Annotated in this window: 11 protein-coding genes; 7 read left to right on the forward strand and 4 right to left on the reverse strand. The window is 64.5% G+C overall.

Going from position 1 to position 16,333, the window contains the following annotated elements; translation table 11 throughout:
* Nucleotides 1-11 precede the first annotated feature (11 nt).
* Nucleotides 12-2,156 carry a transglycosylase domain-containing protein gene (locus tag A3E1_RS0123660; RefSeq protein WP_020523267.1) on the reverse strand — a complete coding sequence of 715 codons (2,145 nt, stop codon included), beginning with the start codon at nucleotides 2,154-2,156 and terminating at the stop codon, nucleotides 12-14.
* A gap of 153 nt (nucleotides 2,157-2,309) precedes the next feature.
* Here A3E1_RS0123660 and lysX point away from each other — a divergent pair, with 153 nt between their 5' ends.
* The 6 genes from lysX (at nucleotide 2,310) to gatA (ending at nucleotide 11,511) form a co-directional block, all read left to right on the forward strand.
* Nucleotides 2,310-5,453, forward strand: a complete 3,144-nt coding sequence (gene lysX, locus A3E1_RS0123665) for a bifunctional lysylphosphatidylglycerol synthetase/lysine--tRNA ligase LysX (RefSeq protein WP_245571345.1) — start codon at nucleotides 2,310-2,312, stop codon at nucleotides 5,451-5,453.
* Between the two features lie 37 nt (nucleotides 5,454-5,490).
* On the forward strand, nucleotides 5,491-6,537 hold the full coding sequence (locus A3E1_RS0123670) for a hypothetical protein (protein ID WP_020523269.1): 1,047 nt from the start codon (nucleotides 5,491-5,493) through the stop codon (nucleotides 6,535-6,537).
* A gap of 231 nt (nucleotides 6,538-6,768) precedes the next feature.
* Nucleotides 6,769-8,856 carry a putative bifunctional diguanylate cyclase/phosphodiesterase gene (locus tag A3E1_RS41740; protein ID WP_020523270.1) on the forward strand — a complete coding sequence of 696 codons (2,088 nt, stop codon included), beginning with the start codon at nucleotides 6,769-6,771 and terminating at the stop codon, nucleotides 8,854-8,856.
* Between the two features lie 180 nt (nucleotides 8,857-9,036).
* Entirely contained in the window at nucleotides 9,037-9,393 is a 357-nt protein-coding gene (locus tag A3E1_RS41745; protein ID WP_026208762.1) for a hypothetical protein, read from the forward strand.
* 347 nt (nucleotides 9,394-9,740) lie between these two features.
* Nucleotides 9,741-10,040 carry an Asp-tRNA(Asn)/Glu-tRNA(Gln) amidotransferase subunit GatC gene (gatC, locus tag A3E1_RS0123690; RefSeq protein WP_020523272.1) on the forward strand — a complete coding sequence of 100 codons (300 nt, stop codon included), beginning with the start codon at nucleotides 9,741-9,743 and terminating at the stop codon, nucleotides 10,038-10,040.
* A 4-nt stretch (nucleotides 10,041-10,044) separates the two neighbouring features.
* On the forward strand, nucleotides 10,045-11,511 hold the full coding sequence (gene gatA, locus A3E1_RS0123695) for an Asp-tRNA(Asn)/Glu-tRNA(Gln) amidotransferase subunit GatA (protein ID WP_020523273.1): 1,467 nt from the start codon (nucleotides 10,045-10,047) through the stop codon (nucleotides 11,509-11,511).
* Here gatA and A3E1_RS45025 read toward each other — a convergent pair.
* Entirely contained in the window at nucleotides 11,492-12,163 is a 672-nt protein-coding gene (locus tag A3E1_RS45025; RefSeq protein WP_157631706.1) for an aquaporin, read from the reverse strand. The two genes, gatA and A3E1_RS45025, sit on opposite strands and share 20 nt — an antisense overlap.
* A 56-nt stretch (nucleotides 12,164-12,219) precedes the next feature.
* On the opposite strand from A3E1_RS45025, the gene gatB reads away from it, so the two are divergent.
* Complete coding sequence (gatB, locus tag A3E1_RS0123705; protein ID WP_020523275.1) at nucleotides 12,220-13,710, forward strand: Asp-tRNA(Asn)/Glu-tRNA(Gln) amidotransferase subunit GatB; 1,491 nt, start codon at nucleotides 12,220-12,222, stop codon at nucleotides 13,708-13,710.
* On the opposite strand, the gene A3E1_RS41755 is transcribed toward gatB, so the two are convergent.
* Both A3E1_RS41755 and A3E1_RS0123715 read right to left on the reverse strand, forming a co-directional pair.
* Nucleotides 13,703-15,139, reverse strand: a complete 1,437-nt coding sequence (locus A3E1_RS41755) for a metallophosphoesterase family protein (protein WP_020523276.1) — start codon at nucleotides 15,137-15,139, stop codon at nucleotides 13,703-13,705. The two genes, gatB and A3E1_RS41755, sit on opposite strands and share 8 nt — an antisense overlap.
* Nucleotides 15,139-16,308, reverse strand: a complete 1,170-nt coding sequence (locus A3E1_RS0123715) for a PQQ-dependent sugar dehydrogenase (RefSeq protein ID WP_026208763.1) — start codon at nucleotides 16,306-16,308, stop codon at nucleotides 15,139-15,141. The genes A3E1_RS41755 and A3E1_RS0123715 overlap by 1 nt, the downstream gene beginning before the upstream one ends.
* Between the last annotated feature and the right edge of the window lie 25 nt (nucleotides 16,309-16,333).

A 16,333-nucleotide genomic window follows, 5' to 3' on the forward strand; every position in this document is an offset into this window, starting at 1 on the left:
CTTGTGAACGCTTACGGGTAACTGAACCCCGGTGTGTTCGGTGAAGTTCCCGCTCGCAGCACCTGTGCGGCCGCCGCGATCGGGTTCTGGGAGTTGCCGAACCCGACGTGATTGAAGATGTAGTCCGGGTCGGCCATGAACGAGGCGACGGACAGCTGCGGCGTGTAGCCAACGAACCAGGCGGTGCGGTCGCTGTCTGTCGTACCGGTCTTGCCTGCCACCGGCCGCCCGACCATGCCCGCCACGCTCGAAGCCGTGGACCAGCCGCCACAGCTGGCGCCGGCCGCGCCATATCCGGTGACACAGCGGCCCGCGTCCGTCGCGGCACGGGCGACGTGTGGGGCGACTTCCTGGCGGCAGCGCGGGTCGGCGACGTTGCGCACGTTGCCTTCCGGATCCTTGACGGTCACGGGACTGCCGTCGGGGTGGTTGATAGCCAGCACCGGAAGTGCTTCGCAGTAAACACCATCGGCGGCGGCCACCGCGTAGGCGTTAGCCATCTCCAGCGGCGTCGTGTCAGCGGTGCCGAGCGTGAACGAACCCCAGCCCGCGGCCAGTTCCGGCGTCGAGGACAGGTGACGGTCCGTTTCGGAGCGCCAGCGCAAGCCGAGACGTTCCGCCATCTTCACGGCTTTGTCCGCGCCGACGAGTTGCTCCAGTTGTACGAAGTAGGTGTTGACCGACATGCCGAACCCGGTCCACATGTTGCGCACGCCGGCCATGGCACCGCTCGCGTTGGCGGGACACCACTGCGTGCCGCAAGTGCTTGGCTCGCCTGGGGATCCGGGATAGATGGACACGAGCCGGTTCGGGGAACTGATGCTGGTGTTCGGTGAGAACCCGGCGTCAAGCGCCGCCATCATCACGAAGTACTTGAACGTCGATCCGGCTTGATAGCCCGGCAAGTCGCCTCCGCCGAGCAACGGGTTGACCGTGTTCGGGTAGTTGCCCGGGATCTCATCGCGTTTGCTCCAGTCGGAGTGTGGCCCGTTGCCCGACTGGTCCAGCGAGTAGTTCCGGTTGACCGCCATGGCGTGTACGCGTCCCGTGCCCGGCTGCACGGCCACGAGGCCGTGGGCGTAGGAGCTGCCGATGCGTACCCGGGAGGTCACCGCGTCCATCGACGTTTCCTGGAGATTGGCGTCCAGCGAGGTCGTGATCCGGTACCCACCGCGGCGCAGGTTATCGAGCCGCTGCCGTGGGTTAGCCCCGAACGCGGGCTGCTCCATCCACCAGTTCTTGAAGAAGTCGCAGAAGAAGCCCCAGCTGTTGTGATCAGGCGAGACCGAGATGCAGTCGTTCGGCGGCTCATAAACGTTGAGGGCCAACGGTTGTTCCTTGGCCACGGCCGCCTCTTCGGCTGTCACCTGGTTTGTCTTGACCATCTGCTCGATGACCCAGTTGCGGCGGTCGAGTGCGGAGGTGGAGTCGTGGCTCGCCGGGTCGTAGGCACTGGGCGCCTTCACGAGCCCGGCCAGCGTTGCCGCCTCAACGAGAGTCAAGTCAGAGGGCAGTTTGGAGAAGAAGATCTGTGCGGCGGCGAAGATGCCGTAGGCGCGATGCCCGTAGTAGGCGATGTTGAGATACCGCTCCAGGATGTCTTGCTTGGGCACGGTCTTTTCCAGCTCCAGGGCGAGCCGGATCTCCCGGATCTTGCGCATGCTCGTCTGCTCGGTGGCGCTGAGCACCTCGTCGGGTTTCACGGCCGCGTCACGCAGCGCCATGCGGACATATTGCATGGTCAAAGTGGATGCACCCTGTGACACCTCGCCCGCGGTCTGGTTGGCCACGAAGGCTCGGGCGACGCCCTTGAAGTCGACGCCCTTGTGGTCGTAGTAGCGGGCGTCTTCGGCCGCGACGATCGCCTGCGTGACATAGGGGGACATCTCGTTGAGCGGGATGTACTTGCGGTACTCCTCATAGAACATCGTGATGGGAGTGACGCCATCGCTGGCGTAGACATAACTCGTCTGTCCCGCCGGCACCGGATTGAGCTCGTTCTGGAGCCCGAGGAACAGCTCCGAACCGCTCTTGACGGTCTTGCCGGCGGCCATGGCCACGGGGAGCCCGACAGCGCCAACGATGATGCCCGCGATCAGCCCGAGGCGGAGCAGCTGGGGAGCCCTGCGAAGGGCTTTCGTAATATTTCGTGCCACGAAGCGACGTTATCGAGGGAACTTCTTGTTTGTGGGCTGAATAGACATATTTGGAGCTAATCTCGCTTTTATGAGCGAGGGCTCGCCCGAGCGAATCGGGGTGGCAGGGTGCGTAGTGCCTCGCGGCGAATGCGACCGGAGGGAGTGTTCGGCGTGAGCTGGCGCAGACAGGTGCCCCGATTCTTCGCCGTACTACTGACCGTAGTAGCGGTGCTCTGTGCCTTGGCGGCGTTGCGGTTCGGGCACGGACAGCAGCCGGTTCGCCACTTCATCGACGAGGTCATCGTGCCCGCGCCGGCGAACCTCGCCTACGCGGCCTTCGTCGGGCTGCTCGCCGCGGCGACGGCACGCCGCAAGAAGATGGCCTGGTGGATCATGATGATCTACTTCGGACTCCAGATGATCGCCGACATTATCGTGTTCACGGTCTATGTCGTGGACAGGGCGGAGCTCGAAGGGTACCCACTCGGGTTTATCGTCTCTTCGACCGTGATCACCGTGGCCTTTCTGCTGGCGCTCATCCTGGCGCGCAAAGAGTTCTACGCGAAGGTTCAGAAATCCAGCCTGCCCAAGGCGATCGGGGTTTTGCTCCTTGGCCTCGCGATTTCCGTTGGCCTGGGCTATCTGCTCGTGCGCTGGTTCCCGAACACGCTGACTCCCAGCGACTATCTGCCTTACACGCTGGAGAAGGTGCTCGGTGGCTTGCGCGTGCGCACGGGCGATCGCACGCACAGCTATCGCTGGGTCAGTTTCGTGCTCGGGCTCTTCGGTGCGCTTTCTCTTCTCGCCGCTTCCTTCACCCTATTTCGTACGCAACGAAAAGCCGCTGTCCTGCAAAACGACGACGAAGTCCACGTCCGGCGACTGCTGCGCGACTACGGCGAGCGTGATTCGCTGGGCTATTTCGCGACGCGCCGCGACAAGTCAGTCGCCTTCGCTCCCAACGGAAAGGCTGGTGTCACCTATCGTCCCGTCAACGGCGTAAGTCTCGCGTCCGGTGACCCCGTCGGCGATCCCGAGGCATGGGGACCGGCGATTGACGAGTGGCTGCGTTACTCGCGTGAATACGGCTGGCGGCCCGCTGTGATGGGTGCGTCGGAAGAGGGCGCGACTGCTTATGCCAAGCACGGGCTGAAGGTCATCGAGCTTGGCGACGAAGCGATCGTGCACGTGCGTGATTTTCAGCTTGAGGGACGCGACATGCGCCCGGTGCGGCAGGCTGTGACACGCATCGAGCGCCTGGGCTATACCGCTCGCGTACGCCGGCATTCCGCCGTGCCACCAGAGGAGATGAAGGCGGCGGCGGAACTGGCCGAGAAGTGGCGCGACACCGACGACGAGCGCGGATTCTCCATGGCACTGTCGCGGTTGGACGATCCGTGGGACGGCGACTGCGTGCTCGTCGAGGCTCTTCACGCTGACGGTGAACCGGCGGCGGTCCTGTCGTTTGTGCCGTGGGGCCGCAAAGGGCTCTCGCTCGACCTGATGCGCCGGGATCGTAAGGCCGACAACGGCTTGATGGAATTCATGGTCTCGGAACTCGTGAGCGAGGCGCCACGCCTTGGCGTTGAACGCATCTCACTGAACTTCGCCGTCTTCCGTTCCGTGTTCGAGGACGGCGCCCGGATCGGGGCCGGGCCGGTGCTGCGGGCCTGGCGCCGGCTGCTGTTGTTCTTCTCTCGCTGGTGGCAGCTGGAGTCGCTGTACCGGTCGAACGTCAAGTATCACCCCGAGTGGGTGCCACGGTTCCTGTGCTTTGGTGAACGGCGGGAGTTGGCTGCCGTCGGCGTGGCAGCCGCGATCGCCGAAGGATTCCTGGTGCTGCCGTGGCAGCGCGGGCACTTGACGCCACCGCCTCCGCCACCGGGCGAACCCGTGTCGTTGCTGACTGCTCCGGCCGTTGAATTGAAACGGCCCGAGCAGGTGCGTGTCCGGCTGTCCAAACTGGAGGGTCTGACCGACCCGTATCCTGTGACGTTTCCGCGCACGCACACCATCGGTTCAGTGGCCGATGGGCAGCAGGTCGCGATCGCTGGACGGGTCATGCTGCTTCGCGATCACGGCGGCATCGTCTTCGCGACGGTCCGCGACTGGAGCGGCGACATCCAGGTCATCGCGCCGTCTCTGGACGCTGACGTGGGCGACCACATCGGCGTCATCGGCAAGGTCGGCCGCTCTGACAAGGGTGAGCTGTCCGTCTTCGCTACATCCTGGCAACTGACCGCCAAGTGCCTGCATCCGTTGCCTAACAAGCATCTCGGGCTGACCGACCCGGAAGCCAAAGTCCGCCAGCGTTACCTGGATCTGATCACTTCAGACGAGGCTCGTACGACGCTGAAAGCGCGCAGCGCGGTCATCTACTCGTTGCGGCAGTCTCTGTTCAGCCGTGACTACATCGAAGTCGAAACACCGATGCTGCAACCCGTGCACGGTGGGGCCAACGCGCGGCCCTTCATCACCCACATCAACGCCTATGACATGCGGCTGTATTTACGCATCGCCCCTGAGCTTTACCTCAAACGGCTGTGCGTCGGTGGCGTGGAGAAGGTCTTCGAGCTGGGCCGGACTTTCCGCAACGAGGGCGTTTCCTTCAAGCACAACCCCGAATTCACGATGCTTGAGGCGTACGAGGCGTATGCCGACTACCTGTCGATGCTGGACCTGTGCCGCACCCTCATCCAGAACGCCGCTCAAGCCGCCTCGGGCTCGCAAGCGCTCGTGCACGACGGTGTGGAATATGACCTCGGTGGACAGTGGCCGGTCTATTCCATCAACGAAGCCATCTCCCATGCGCTCGGCGAGGAGGTAACGCCGTCGTCGACCGTCGCCGAGTTGCACAAGCTGGCTGGGAAGGCGAGCGTGCCGTTTGATCCCACGTGGGGCCAAGGCGAGCTGATCCTCGAACTCTACGAACGGCTCGTCGAGCACTCCACCCTGGCACCAACGTTTTACAAGGACTTCCCAACGGACGTCTCGCCACTGACCCGTGAGCACCGCGACGATCCGCGGCTAGCCGAGCGCTGGGACCTCGTCGCCTTCGGCACCGAACTGGGCACGGCCTATAGCGAACTCGTTGACCCGGTCGAACAGCGCCGCCGCCTGACCGCCCAGTCGCTCAAAGCCGCCGGCGGTGATCCGGAAGCCATGGAGCTGGACGAGGATTTCCTTCAGGCACTGGAATATGCCATGCCACCGAGCGGGGGACTCGGGATCGGTGTCGACCGGGTCGTCATGCTGCTGACCGGTAAAACGATCCGGGAAACGTTGCCTTTCCCCTTGGTACGGCCAAATAATTGAGGGACTCGCATGCATGGCCATAATTACACTCTCCGGCATGATCCCCGTGCTCTGGATTTGCGGACCGTCCGGCATCGGCAAGACCACCGTCGCCTGGGAGCTGTTCACGCGAACCCCGGGCGTGGCCTACGTCGATATCGACCAGCTCGGAATGTGTTACACCCCATCGTTTTCCAATGCCGGCCTGCACACGATGAAGGCCCGCAATCTGGCCGCGATCCTTCCGCACTACGCGGCGGCCGGAGCACGCGGTCTCATCGTTTCCGGTGTCGTGGATGTCGTTGACGGCATCCCACGCGAGCTGCTGCCCACGGTGCGCCTGTGCCGGCTAACGGTTTCGCACGCGGAACTACAGCAGCGGTATCAGGCTCGCGGGGTGCGGCTCGAATCGCTCGCGCAAGCACTCGACGACGCCGAGGTCATGGACCGGGGCACCTTTGCCGAGGAAATCGTTGACACCACAGGGCTTTCCGTCGCCGAGGTCTGCGCTCAGATCTCCGCTCCGCAGTGGCACGACGGACCGTCCTATCCGGAGCCATCCCCGGTGCCAGCCGGTGGCACCGTGACGTGGCTGTGCGGTCCGCAGGCGGTCGGCAAGTCCTCCATCGGCTTCGCTGTTTACCTAAAGCTGCGCAGCGCTGGATTGAGCGCGTTCGCCGATCTGGAACAGCTCGGCTTCGCCGGATCGGACCACCGGCTGCGAGCGCGCAACGTGGCGGCGTTGTGGCGAACGTTCCGGTCCTACGGCGCCGAACATCTCGTCATGGTGGGCCCCGCGGACAGTCAGGAAACGGTCGATGTCTACGCCCGTGAACTGATGGGCGCTTCGCTGACGGTGTGGCGCCTGGACGCCGATGAGGCCGCGCTCACGCAACGGTTCCTGGCGCGGGGCGCGGGCGCTGGCCCCGGGATCCCGGGCGACACCTTGGCCGGACAACCCGGGGAGGCGCTCCGCCTAGGCGCAATAGCCGCCGCGAGTGAGGGCGAAAGGCTGCGCCAAGCCAATGTTGGCGACTTGTCCATCGATACTTCGCGACTGTCCGTTGCGGACAGTGCCGCGTTCATCCTAGGCTCAGCCGTTTGACCATGAGATTTAGCCTTAAGAATGAACGCGCTCCCAATGAGTCGAGATGGGGGCCGTTCGTATGGCACATTGTGGCCGAACGAGCACGGTGAGCAATCAAAGAAATGCCTGAAAATGGCTTATATCAGTCACACGCCCTCGCGGAACGTGTCGTGTCGGCAATCGGGGCATACAGTAGTGTGACCTAACGCACGCCCCGCGTTAGGTTCCCCGTCCCATGCGGAGGGTTCCATGGTGGCCACGTCGCTCGCCCAGCAGATGTTGCGCAATCGCGTGCCTGCTGAGCGTCGGACCGCCTTTGGTGTCTACGTCGCGGGCGTGATCGTGGCAGCCCTCGTGCTGTCCGTCCCCGACTTCCTCAGCCTCCCGCGACACAGCCTGTTGCAAGGCGTGTCCATCTCGACCGTCGGCTTCCTCATGACCGCGGCACTTGCCGTGCTTGCCGATTCCGTCCCGGTGACGCTGCCCGGCCGGTGGAACACAGCCGCGGTCTTCCCGTCCGTGGCGTTCACGTTCGGCATCATGCTGGGCTACGGCCTCGCGCCAGCGATCATCGTCCAAGGCTGCGCGGTCGTGCTCTCCTCGTGGCGCCTTGGCCACGCCCCTTGGCGCGCCGCCTTCAACATCGGGCAATACGCGCTGGCCTTCGCGCTCGCCAACCTGGTCTTTGAGCAGCTCAGAGCGAGTCTCCCCGGCGAACGCCGGATTATTTTCGCCGTCGTCGCCTCAGCCCTGGTGTGGTTCCTGGTCAAGTACCTCACGACGGCCGTGGCGATCTGGCTCAAAGACGATGTCGCTTGGTGGCCCATGGTTCGCGGTCCGTTTGGGGCCGAGCTGCTCACCACCGGCGGACTGCTCATGCTGGCGCCCACGGTGATGATGCTGTCGATGCGGCGGCCCGAGTTCATCCCCGCTTTCCTGCTTCCGCTAATCGCTGTGCGCAAGCTGGCCATCATCACGGCGCACCAGCGTCATCTGGCCAATGTGGACCCGCTGACCGGGCTGGCTAACCGCAAGGCTCTCGTCACGGAAGTCGCCGGAGTCGCGGCCAATCACGCGCATCGCGCGGTGCAAGGCGACCCACGCGGATTCGCGTTGCTCCTGCTCGACCTTGACCGCTTCAAAAACGTCAACGACGCGCTCGGTCACGAGGTGGGCGACCGGCTTCTCGTCGCCGTGGCAGACCGGCTCGCGAGCGCGGCCCGTCCCGGAGACCTCGTCGCCCGGCTCGGGGGCGATGAGTTCGCCATCGTCGCCAAGCGTCTAGACCACCCGGAGCAAGCACGCGCGTTGGCTGAACGCATCGAGCAGGCGCTCGTGAATCCCGTTGTGCTCGATGGCCTTCCCCTTGACGTCGGTGGCTCGATCGGCGTCGCCATCTTCCCTGAGCACGGCTCAGACTTCGCGACATTGCTGCGCCGTGCCGACGTCGCGATGTATTCGGCCAAGCACAGCGGCGATGGCATCGCTGTCTACTCGGCTGACGCCGACCAGAATTCACCGCAGCGCCTGCTGCTCCTGGGCGACCTGCGGGCCGCGCTGGCTTCGCCAGACGGTGGCGGTCTCGCGCTGGCCTACCAGCCCCAGATCGAAATCAGCACCGGCCGCGTGGTCGGCATCGAAGCCTTGCTCCGCTGGAACCACCCGTCCCGTGGGTGGGTCGGCCCCGACGAAATCATTAAAGTCGCTGAGCCGAGTTCTGTGATGCGGCTACTCACCAAGTGGGTCCTGGAGCAGGCTGTCGAGCGGCTGGCGATCTGGTCGGCTCGCGGCGTCAAGCTTCGCGTCGCCGTCAACGTGAGCGTGCGCGATCTGCACTCGGGCGAAATCGTTGAGCTGATTGAATCCCTGTTGCGTGCCCACTCCGTCGCGCCACAACAGCTTCAGCTTGAGATCACCGAGAGCGCCCTGATGGCCGATCCGCACCGGGTCGTTGCCACGCTGACGAAACTGCACCAGCTCGGCATCGGCATCGCGCTCGACGACTTCGGCACCGGCTACTCGTCGATGCAGCACCTGCGCCGGCTTCCGCTAAGCGAAGTCAAAATCGACCGTTCCTTCGTGCTGAGCATGCCCGAAGACGCAGATGACCGCGCCATCGTCCGCTCCATCATCGAGCTCGCGGGAGCCCTTGGCCTGCGCGTCGTGGCCGAAGGCGTCGAGGACGAGCGCGCCTGGCGTCTGCTCAACGTGCTCGGTTGCGATGTGGCCCAAGGCTATTTCTACTCACAGCCCCTAACCGCCGCCGAACTGCCCGAGTGGCTAGCCACCAGCAGCCCCCGCGTCCCCGGTGCCATGCTCCCCACGCCCTCCCGCTGACGGGGTTATCCACAGAACATAGTCGATTGCGTTGCTGCACTCCCACTGTCCTGTGTAGACAGTCCACTGTGCACCTTCACACCGCGGTGAACCGGTTGCGGGGCACAGAAAAAGACCAGGCCCCGGGTCATGCTTTCGCAGAGGACTACCGGGGCTTTCATGAAGGAGCTTACCGGGTAAATGGCGGCAAAAACAATCATCAACCTAGTCACGATCAGGCAACGGCTCTCTCCTGAGCGGATGGGCAGGTATGAGGCGGACACGTCCGGTCTTTCCCAGGAATTCGATCTCTACGAATGGAACATGGACGCTAGTGCGGCTTTTCACGGCCTGCTGCACGGTGTTGAAGTGCTGCTTCGCAACGCGATCCATGAACAGATGTCGTTGTGGAACGCATCCGCGGCCAGCAGCGGAACATGGTTCGATGATCCGATTGGGGTTCTCGGTCCCAGGCTGATCGAGACATCGCAGATGCGTCTTCACGCATTCAGGCTCAGCGGCGGTCGGTTACGCCGAGCGCTCTCGTCTCGGAACTGACGTTCGGGTTCTGGCGATACATGCTGTCGTCGTCCTTCGAGCAGACACTCTGGACCCCTGTATTGCGGCACGCTTTCCCCGGGCTCGTATCGCGAAGACGGTCGGACATTGGGAAGCGAGTGGAACGGCTCCATCACTTGCGGAATCGGATCGCGCATTATGAGCCGATCTATCCGCGGCGGCTGGAGCTGGATCAGCAGGATGCCGCGTTCGTGGTGAGTGCGATCTGTGCTGAGTCCGGGGCATGGCTTGAGCAGACGAGTTTGGTGACGGGGACGCTACGCCGGCGGCCGGCGATCTAGAGGGTGCGGAAGCCATGATCAAGTTGGGGGATAGACTTCGTCTTCATGGCAACTATCTCGCGCGAGGAGGTCGCGCACTTGGCGCGGCTGGCCCGGCTCGCGGTCACGGACGCTGAAATCGATCTGTTCGCGGGGCAGCTGGACGGGATTCTGCAGGCCGTCGCCCGGGTTGGCGAGGTCGTGGCCGACGATATCCCGCCGATGTCGCACTCGGTGCCGCTGGTCAATGTCCTGCGTGAAGACGTGATTAAGCCAAGTCTGACCCCGGCTGAGGCGCTTGCCGGGGCGCCCGACGCGTTTGAGAACCGCTTCCGCGTACCGCAGATTCTGGCTGAAGAGGAGTAGGACAGTGATCAAGGAAACTGCCGCTGCTCTTGGGGCGAAAATCGCGGCAAGGGAAGTGTCCGCCGTTGAGGTCGCTCAGGCGCACCTGGACCGGATCTCCGAAGTGGACGGACGCGTGCACGCGTTCCTGCATGTTGACGCGGAGGGCGCGCTCAAGGCCGCCCGTGAAGTCGACGCGAAGCTGGACAAGGGCGAGAAGCTTGGGCCGCTGGCCGGGGTGCCGATCGCTGTCAAGGACGTCATCGCCACCAAGGGTGTGCCGACCACCGCGGGATCGAAGATCCTGGAAGGCTGGAAGCCGCCTTACGACGCCACGATCATGAGCCGGATGCGGGAAGCTGGGCTCGTCATGGTGGGCAAGACCAACATGGACGAGTTCGCCATGGGGTCGAGCACTGAATACTCGGCTTATGGACCGTCGTTCAACCCGTGGGACCTGACGCGCATCCCGGGTGGCTCCGGCGGTGGCAGCGCGGCCGCGCTCGCGGCCTATGAGGCGCCGCTCGCGATCGGCACCGACACTGGTGGCTCGATCCGCCAGCCGGGTGCCGTGACCGGAACCGTTGGTGCTAAACCAACCTACGGCGGCACGTCCCGTTACGGGCTCATCGCCTTCTCGTCCTCATTGGACACTCCCGGGCCCTGCGCGCGGACCGTCAAGGACACCGCCCTGCTGCACACCGTGATCGCTGGGCACGACCCGATGGACTCGACCTCGATCCCGCAGCCGGTTCCCGATGTGGTCGCCGCCGCGCGGCTTGGTGCCACGGGCGATCTGACCGGTGTGAAGATCGGTCTGGTGCGCGAGTTCTCGGGCGAAGGTGCCGAACCTGGTGTCATGGCAGCGTTCCGCGACACCGTCGAGGCGCTGACGAAGCTCGGTGCCGAGGTCGTGGAGATCAGCGCGCCGCACTTCCTCTACGCCCTCCCGGCCTACTACCTGATCGCGCCAAGTGAGTGTTCGTCAAACCTCGCGCGCTTTGACGGTGTGCGGTTTGGGCTGCGCGTGGGTGATGACGGCAAGCGGTCCCTCGAAGACGTCATGTCGATGACCCGGGAAGCCGGATTCGGCAACGAGGTCAAGCGCCGGATTATCGTTGGGACATATGCCCTTTCCAGCGGGTACTACGACGCCTACTACGGCCAGGCGCAAAAGGTCCGCACGCTGATCGCACGGGACTTCGCCGCCGCGTTCGAGCAGGTTGACGTGCTCGTCTCGCCGACGACGCCGTTCACGGCTTTCCTGCTCGGTTCACGGACGTCCGACCCGTACCAGATGTACCTCGCTGACCTGTACACCATCCCGACGAACCTCTACGGTGGTCCCGCGATCTCTGTCCCTTGTGGACTGTCAGAGGGGCTGCCCGTCGGGTTCCAGGTGATGGCTCCCACGATGGCCGACGACAGGATGTACCGGGTCGCCGCCGCCGTTGAGTCGGTAGCGGGAACCCTTACTCCTCCTGCGCTTTAGACGCGTTCCACAGCGGGTAGAGCAGCCCGGCCAGGGCTGCTCCCAGCACCCCCGCGACCGCGTAGACCCAGATCTGGGGCCACTCGGTGAACCCGTCGGCGAAGGTCAGCGCGACTTCGGGCCCGAGGGTCCGCGCGAAGTTCATGGACGCGCCGGTGACATCGCTTATGGCGAGTGTCCCGGCGGCGTAGGCCAGGCCCATGCCAACGCCGAGCAGGTTTGACTTCTCCTGTGCGAAGACGACGCACGCGAGCACGAAGATGACGAGGGTTTCGGCGAGCAATGCCGCGATCAAGCCGGTGCCGGTTGACGCCTCGGCCGCCAGACGGGTGGTGCCGAGCCCGCGCATCGCCCCGTTGCTGAACACCCCGAGCACGAGCAGCCCGCCGAGGATGCCGCCGGTGAGTTGCGCGGCGACGATGATGCCGGCACTCGCCCAGCCGGTGGTCCCCCTGATGGCGGTCGCGATCGTCACCCATGGGTTGAAATGGGACCCGGCGAAGATCCAGCTGAGCAGAACCGTCGTGCAGAGCACCGCGATCGCGGTGGCAAGCGTGTCCCTGGTGGCGAACAAAGCACTGACGCTGAAGCAGACCAGCAGCGCCGTGCCCAGCAGTTCACCGATCACGCGGGGAGAAGTAACCGAACCCATGGGCATGAGCATGGCCCGACCGGAACTGAGGATCAATACGCTACTAAGCTGTCGTCGTGAGTATCACTGCGCTGAGCTTCGACGACGCCATCGGCCGCTACGAGCCGGTGATCGGCCTGGAGACCCACGTTGAGCTGGGAACGCAGACCAAGATGTTCTGCGGTTGCCCCACGGTTTTCGGTGCCGACCCGAACACACAGATCTGCCCGGTCTGTCTTGGCCTGCCCGGCAGCCTGCCGGTCGCGAACAAGGCGGCGATCGAGGCCACGATCCGGATCGGTCTCGCGCTGAATTGCTCCATCGCGCAGTGGTGCCGCTTTGCCCGGAAGAACTACTTCTATCCGGACATGCCCAAGAACTATCAAATCAGCCAGTACGACGAGCCGCTCTGTGTGGACGGCTATCTCGACGTGACCGTCAACGGTGAGATCGTGCGCGTCGAGATCGAGCGCGTTCACCTGGAAGAGGACACGGGAAAGACACTGCACGTGGGCGGCGCGACCGGCCGCATTCACGGTGCCACCGAGTCGCTCGTGGACTACAACCGCGCCGGCATCCCGCTCGTGGAGATCGTCACGAAGCCGGTCGTCGGAACGGGACGCATGGCTCCCGAGGTCGCCAAGGCCTACGTCGCCGAACTGCGTGACGTGATCCGCACGCTGGGCGTTTCTGACGTGCGCATGGAGCAGGGCTCAATGCGTTGTGACGTCAACACTTCGCTGAATCTGCCGGGCGAAGAGTGGGGCACGCGCACCGAGACGAAGAACGTCAACTCGCTGCGCAGCGTGGAGCGCGCTGTCCGCACCGAGATCGTGCGCCAGTCCAACGTCTTGTCCGGTGGCGGCCACATCACGCAGGAGACGCGGCACTTCCACGAGGACACCGGCGAAACGACGTCGGGCCGGTCCAAGGAGACCGCGACCGACTACCGCTACTTCCCCGAGCCCGACCTCGTGCCGCTGGCGCCGGACGCCGCTTGGGTTCAGGAACTCAAGGCCGCCCTTCCCGAGCTGCCGCGCGTGCACCGGGCACGGCTCCAGAAAGACTGGGGACTGTCCGATCTGGACATGCAGTCGATCCTCAACGCTGGCGCGGTCGAGCTGATCGAGCAGACCATCGCCGCCGGGACAAACGCTGAGACGGCACGCAAGTGGTGGCTCGGCGAGCTGTCTCGCAAGGCTAACGAGACCGGTGTCGACCTCGCTGCCGTGGGCGCGACGCCCAAGCAGGTCGCTGAGCTTCAGTCCCTTGTGGACAGTGGCAAGCTCACCGACAAGCTGGCCCGGCAGGTGCTCGAAGGCGTCCTGAACGGCGAGGGTGACCCGGCCGCCATCATGGCCGCCCGTGGCATCGAAGTCGTCTCGGACACCGGTGCGCTGACCGCCGCCATCGACGAGGCCATCGCCGCCAACCCGGAGGTCGCCGAGAAGATCCGGGGCGGAAACCAAGCCGCCGCAGGCGTTCTCATCGGTGCCGTCATGAAGACGACCAAGGGCCAGGCTGACGCCAAGACGGTCCGGGAACTCGTGCTTCAGCGCCTCAGCTAGCAGACGGCGACGGGTTTGGCAGGGGTTCCCGGGCGATGATGTGACGCTTGAGGGACACCTCCGCCAGACCTGTGCCGCCAACGGAAATGTCGTCGTAGGCGACGAGTTCGTGCGCGGGATCGAAATACAGCACCGACATGGCGAGCGGGTTGGGTTCGTCGTGCTCTAGCCCGCGCAGGCCAGCGCCACCCGTTGACCCTTGCACCATCAGCCTCGTGGTCTTGCCGTCACCTTCCAGGGAAGTCACGGACCGTCCATGTGCGTGTCCGGCAAGCACTGTGGGCACCAGGCCTGCCAGCGGCGGCGCCGACTCCGGGTCGTGAACCAAGGCAAGGTCGACCTTGTTTCCATAACCGGAAATCGTCTTGGCCAGTGCTTCCCCGGCGAGTTTGACTTCGGAACCGTCGGTGGCCGGCCCGCCCTTGTCTGGCGTGAACCGTGGATCGCCAATGCCAGCAATGGTTAGCCCATTCACGACTGCGACCTGATTGTCGAGCACGATCGCGTTGGGCTGCGCGGCGACAGCGGCCTGGGTGATTGCCGAGTCATGGTTGCCGCGCACGTAAACGTAAGGCACACCAAGCAAAGCGATCGAGGCGACGAAGCTGGCCTCCATCTCGGTGCCCCAGTCGTTGATGTCACCGGTGTCCACGACGACGTTGATGTGGAACTGCTCGACAGCTGAGCGGATCACCGACCAGGCGGCCGGGTTCAGATGCAGATCCGACACGTGCAGCACCCGGATCGTGCCGTCATCGGGCGTGTAGACCGGCAGGTTCGACACCGTGTTGTAGAGCGTGCCGACGTTGACGACCATCTTTTCGAGCTGGGCGGCGTACTCGTCGTATTTGTCGGCCAAGCGCTGGGCGTCACCGACGATGGCGGGAGCGTTCGCGAGCAGACCGTCATAGCGGGGCTCTTGCAAAGCCTTGGGGTTAAAGGAAAGTGCCGCTGATCCCAAACTTGCCGTGAGCACGGCTAGCGCTAGGCCGCCGGCCCAGGCGACGGGGCGCGTCCTTCGGTACATGAGAGCGGCGGCGAGCATGGCGCCAAGCACGCCAACGCCGACGGTCCGCAGCACGAGCCGGTTGATGCCGGCGCGGGCTTCTTCAGCGACGCCTTGGGAAGCACGCCGGATAGAGGCGGGATCGTTGATGAGAGCTTCGGTCCGGGTGCGATCGAGCCCATCGAGGCGGACCTGCAAGTGCGCTGGGCCCTCATGGGTGTCGAGTTGCAGCGACCCGAGCGGCGGCAGCAGGACTTGCGTATCCCCAGCTAACGAAGGCTGCAAGCTAAACGTCATGCGGAACGGCCCGAGATCGACCGCGGTGGGCCCTGCCAGCTGTAAGCCAAGCAGGGCCCCAGCCATGACGACAACGGCGAAGATCAGTGCCTTCCCCGCTTGCCGCCAGCCGAACGTGCGTGTCATTACCCGACAGAGATCCTTAGGATGCGGTCATCGTCGGGGTGGACCTTGCACTCGCCGCTGCAGCGGCCGTCTTGGTTGTGGGTCAGGACCCAGAGCGACTTGTCGGGCGCGGCGATGACGGCACGCAACCGGCCGTATTCCTTGACCAGTTGCGGGTTGGGCTGGGTCACCGGGCCATCCGGGCCCATCTGGATCATGAAGAGTCGCTGCCCGCGCAGGCAGGCGACGGCGAGCACGTCACCGGCTGAGACCGCTACCCCGGAACACGAGGATTCACTGGTCTTGAAGGCGAACACGGGATCGGTGAACCGCTTGTCGCCAGCCGCCCCCTCAACGTCGGGCCAGCCGTAGTTCTTGCCCTTCTCGATCAGGTTGATCTCGTCCCAGGTGTTCTGCCCGAACTCGCTGGCCCACAGGCGGCCTTTGGAATCCCAGGCGATGCCTTGCACGTTGCGGTGACCGAACGTCCAAACCAAAGTGTTGTAAGGGTTTCCGGGTGCGGGCTTGCCGTCGGTCGTCATGCGCAGGATCTTGCCGCCGAGGCTGTTGAGATCCTGGGACAGACCGCGGCTTCCGGCGTCGCCCGTGGTCGCATAGAGGAAGCCGTCAGGCCCAAAGGCGATGCGCCCTCCATTGTGGATGCCCGAAATCGGAATGCCGGTCACGATCGGCTGTGGCTTCTCGCCGACCTTGTAACGCGCGACCCGGTTGTCTGATTCCGTCGTGTAGTAGAGGTAGAGCGTCTGGTCCTGTGCGTAATTTGGCGACGCGGCGATGCCCATCAGGCCGCCCTCGCCATGCGAGTCAGCTTCTTCGATCACATCGACCTGGGTCGCGGTGTAGGGCGAGTCGTGCCCAGCGCCTTTGCTGATCTTCATGACCTTACGGCTGTCGCGTTCAGTCACCAGGGCGCTGCCGTCAGGCAGGAAGGTGATGCCCCATGGCGCTTCTAGCCCCTTGACCAAGACGTCCTTGGTCGCCGCGAACGGCGTCGAACTCGGGGCGACGGCAGGAGTGGGCACGGGCGGCGGCGCGGTGGCCGCCACGTTCGGCTGATTCCCGGCCGAGCACGCGGTCAGGCCGAGGGACACTATCGCAACAGCAACGGCAGCTCTCATGATCGTGCAGAGCCCTGATCGGGAGGCGTGGTTCCACGGCACCGCAGACATGCGCCCAAGCCTATCCCCACGCAGC

This window comes from Catelliglobosispora koreensis DSM 44566 (assembly GCF_000379685.1).
Classification (GTDB): Bacteria; Actinomycetota; Actinomycetes; order Mycobacteriales; family Micromonosporaceae; genus Catelliglobosispora; species Catelliglobosispora koreensis.

Excerpts from the sequence above, each read along its gene's own strand:
- A3E1_RS41755 (WP_020523276.1), bottom strand. The coding sequence starts at position 15,139 with ATGACACGCACGTTCGGCTGGCGGCAAGCGGGGAAGGCACTGATCTTC.
- A3E1_RS41745 (WP_026208762.1), top strand. The coding sequence starts at position 9,037 with ATGGCGGCAAAAACAATCATCAACCTAGTCACGATCAGGCAACGGCTC.
- A3E1_RS0123715 (WP_026208763.1), bottom strand. The coding sequence starts at position 16,308 with ATGTCTGCGGTGCCGTGGAACCACGCCTCCCGATCAGGGCTCTGCACG.
- gatC (WP_020523272.1), top strand. The coding sequence starts at position 9,741 with ATGGCAACTATCTCGCGCGAGGAGGTCGCGCACTTGGCGCGGCTGGCC.
- A3E1_RS45025 (WP_157631706.1), bottom strand. The coding sequence starts at position 12,163 with ATGGGTTCGGTTACTTCTCCCCGCGTGATCGGTGAACTGCTGGGCACG.
- A3E1_RS0123670 (WP_020523269.1), top strand. The coding sequence starts at position 5,491 with ATGATCCCCGTGCTCTGGATTTGCGGACCGTCCGGCATCGGCAAGACC.
- A3E1_RS41740 (WP_020523270.1), top strand. The coding sequence starts at position 6,769 with ATGGTGGCCACGTCGCTCGCCCAGCAGATGTTGCGCAATCGCGTGCCT.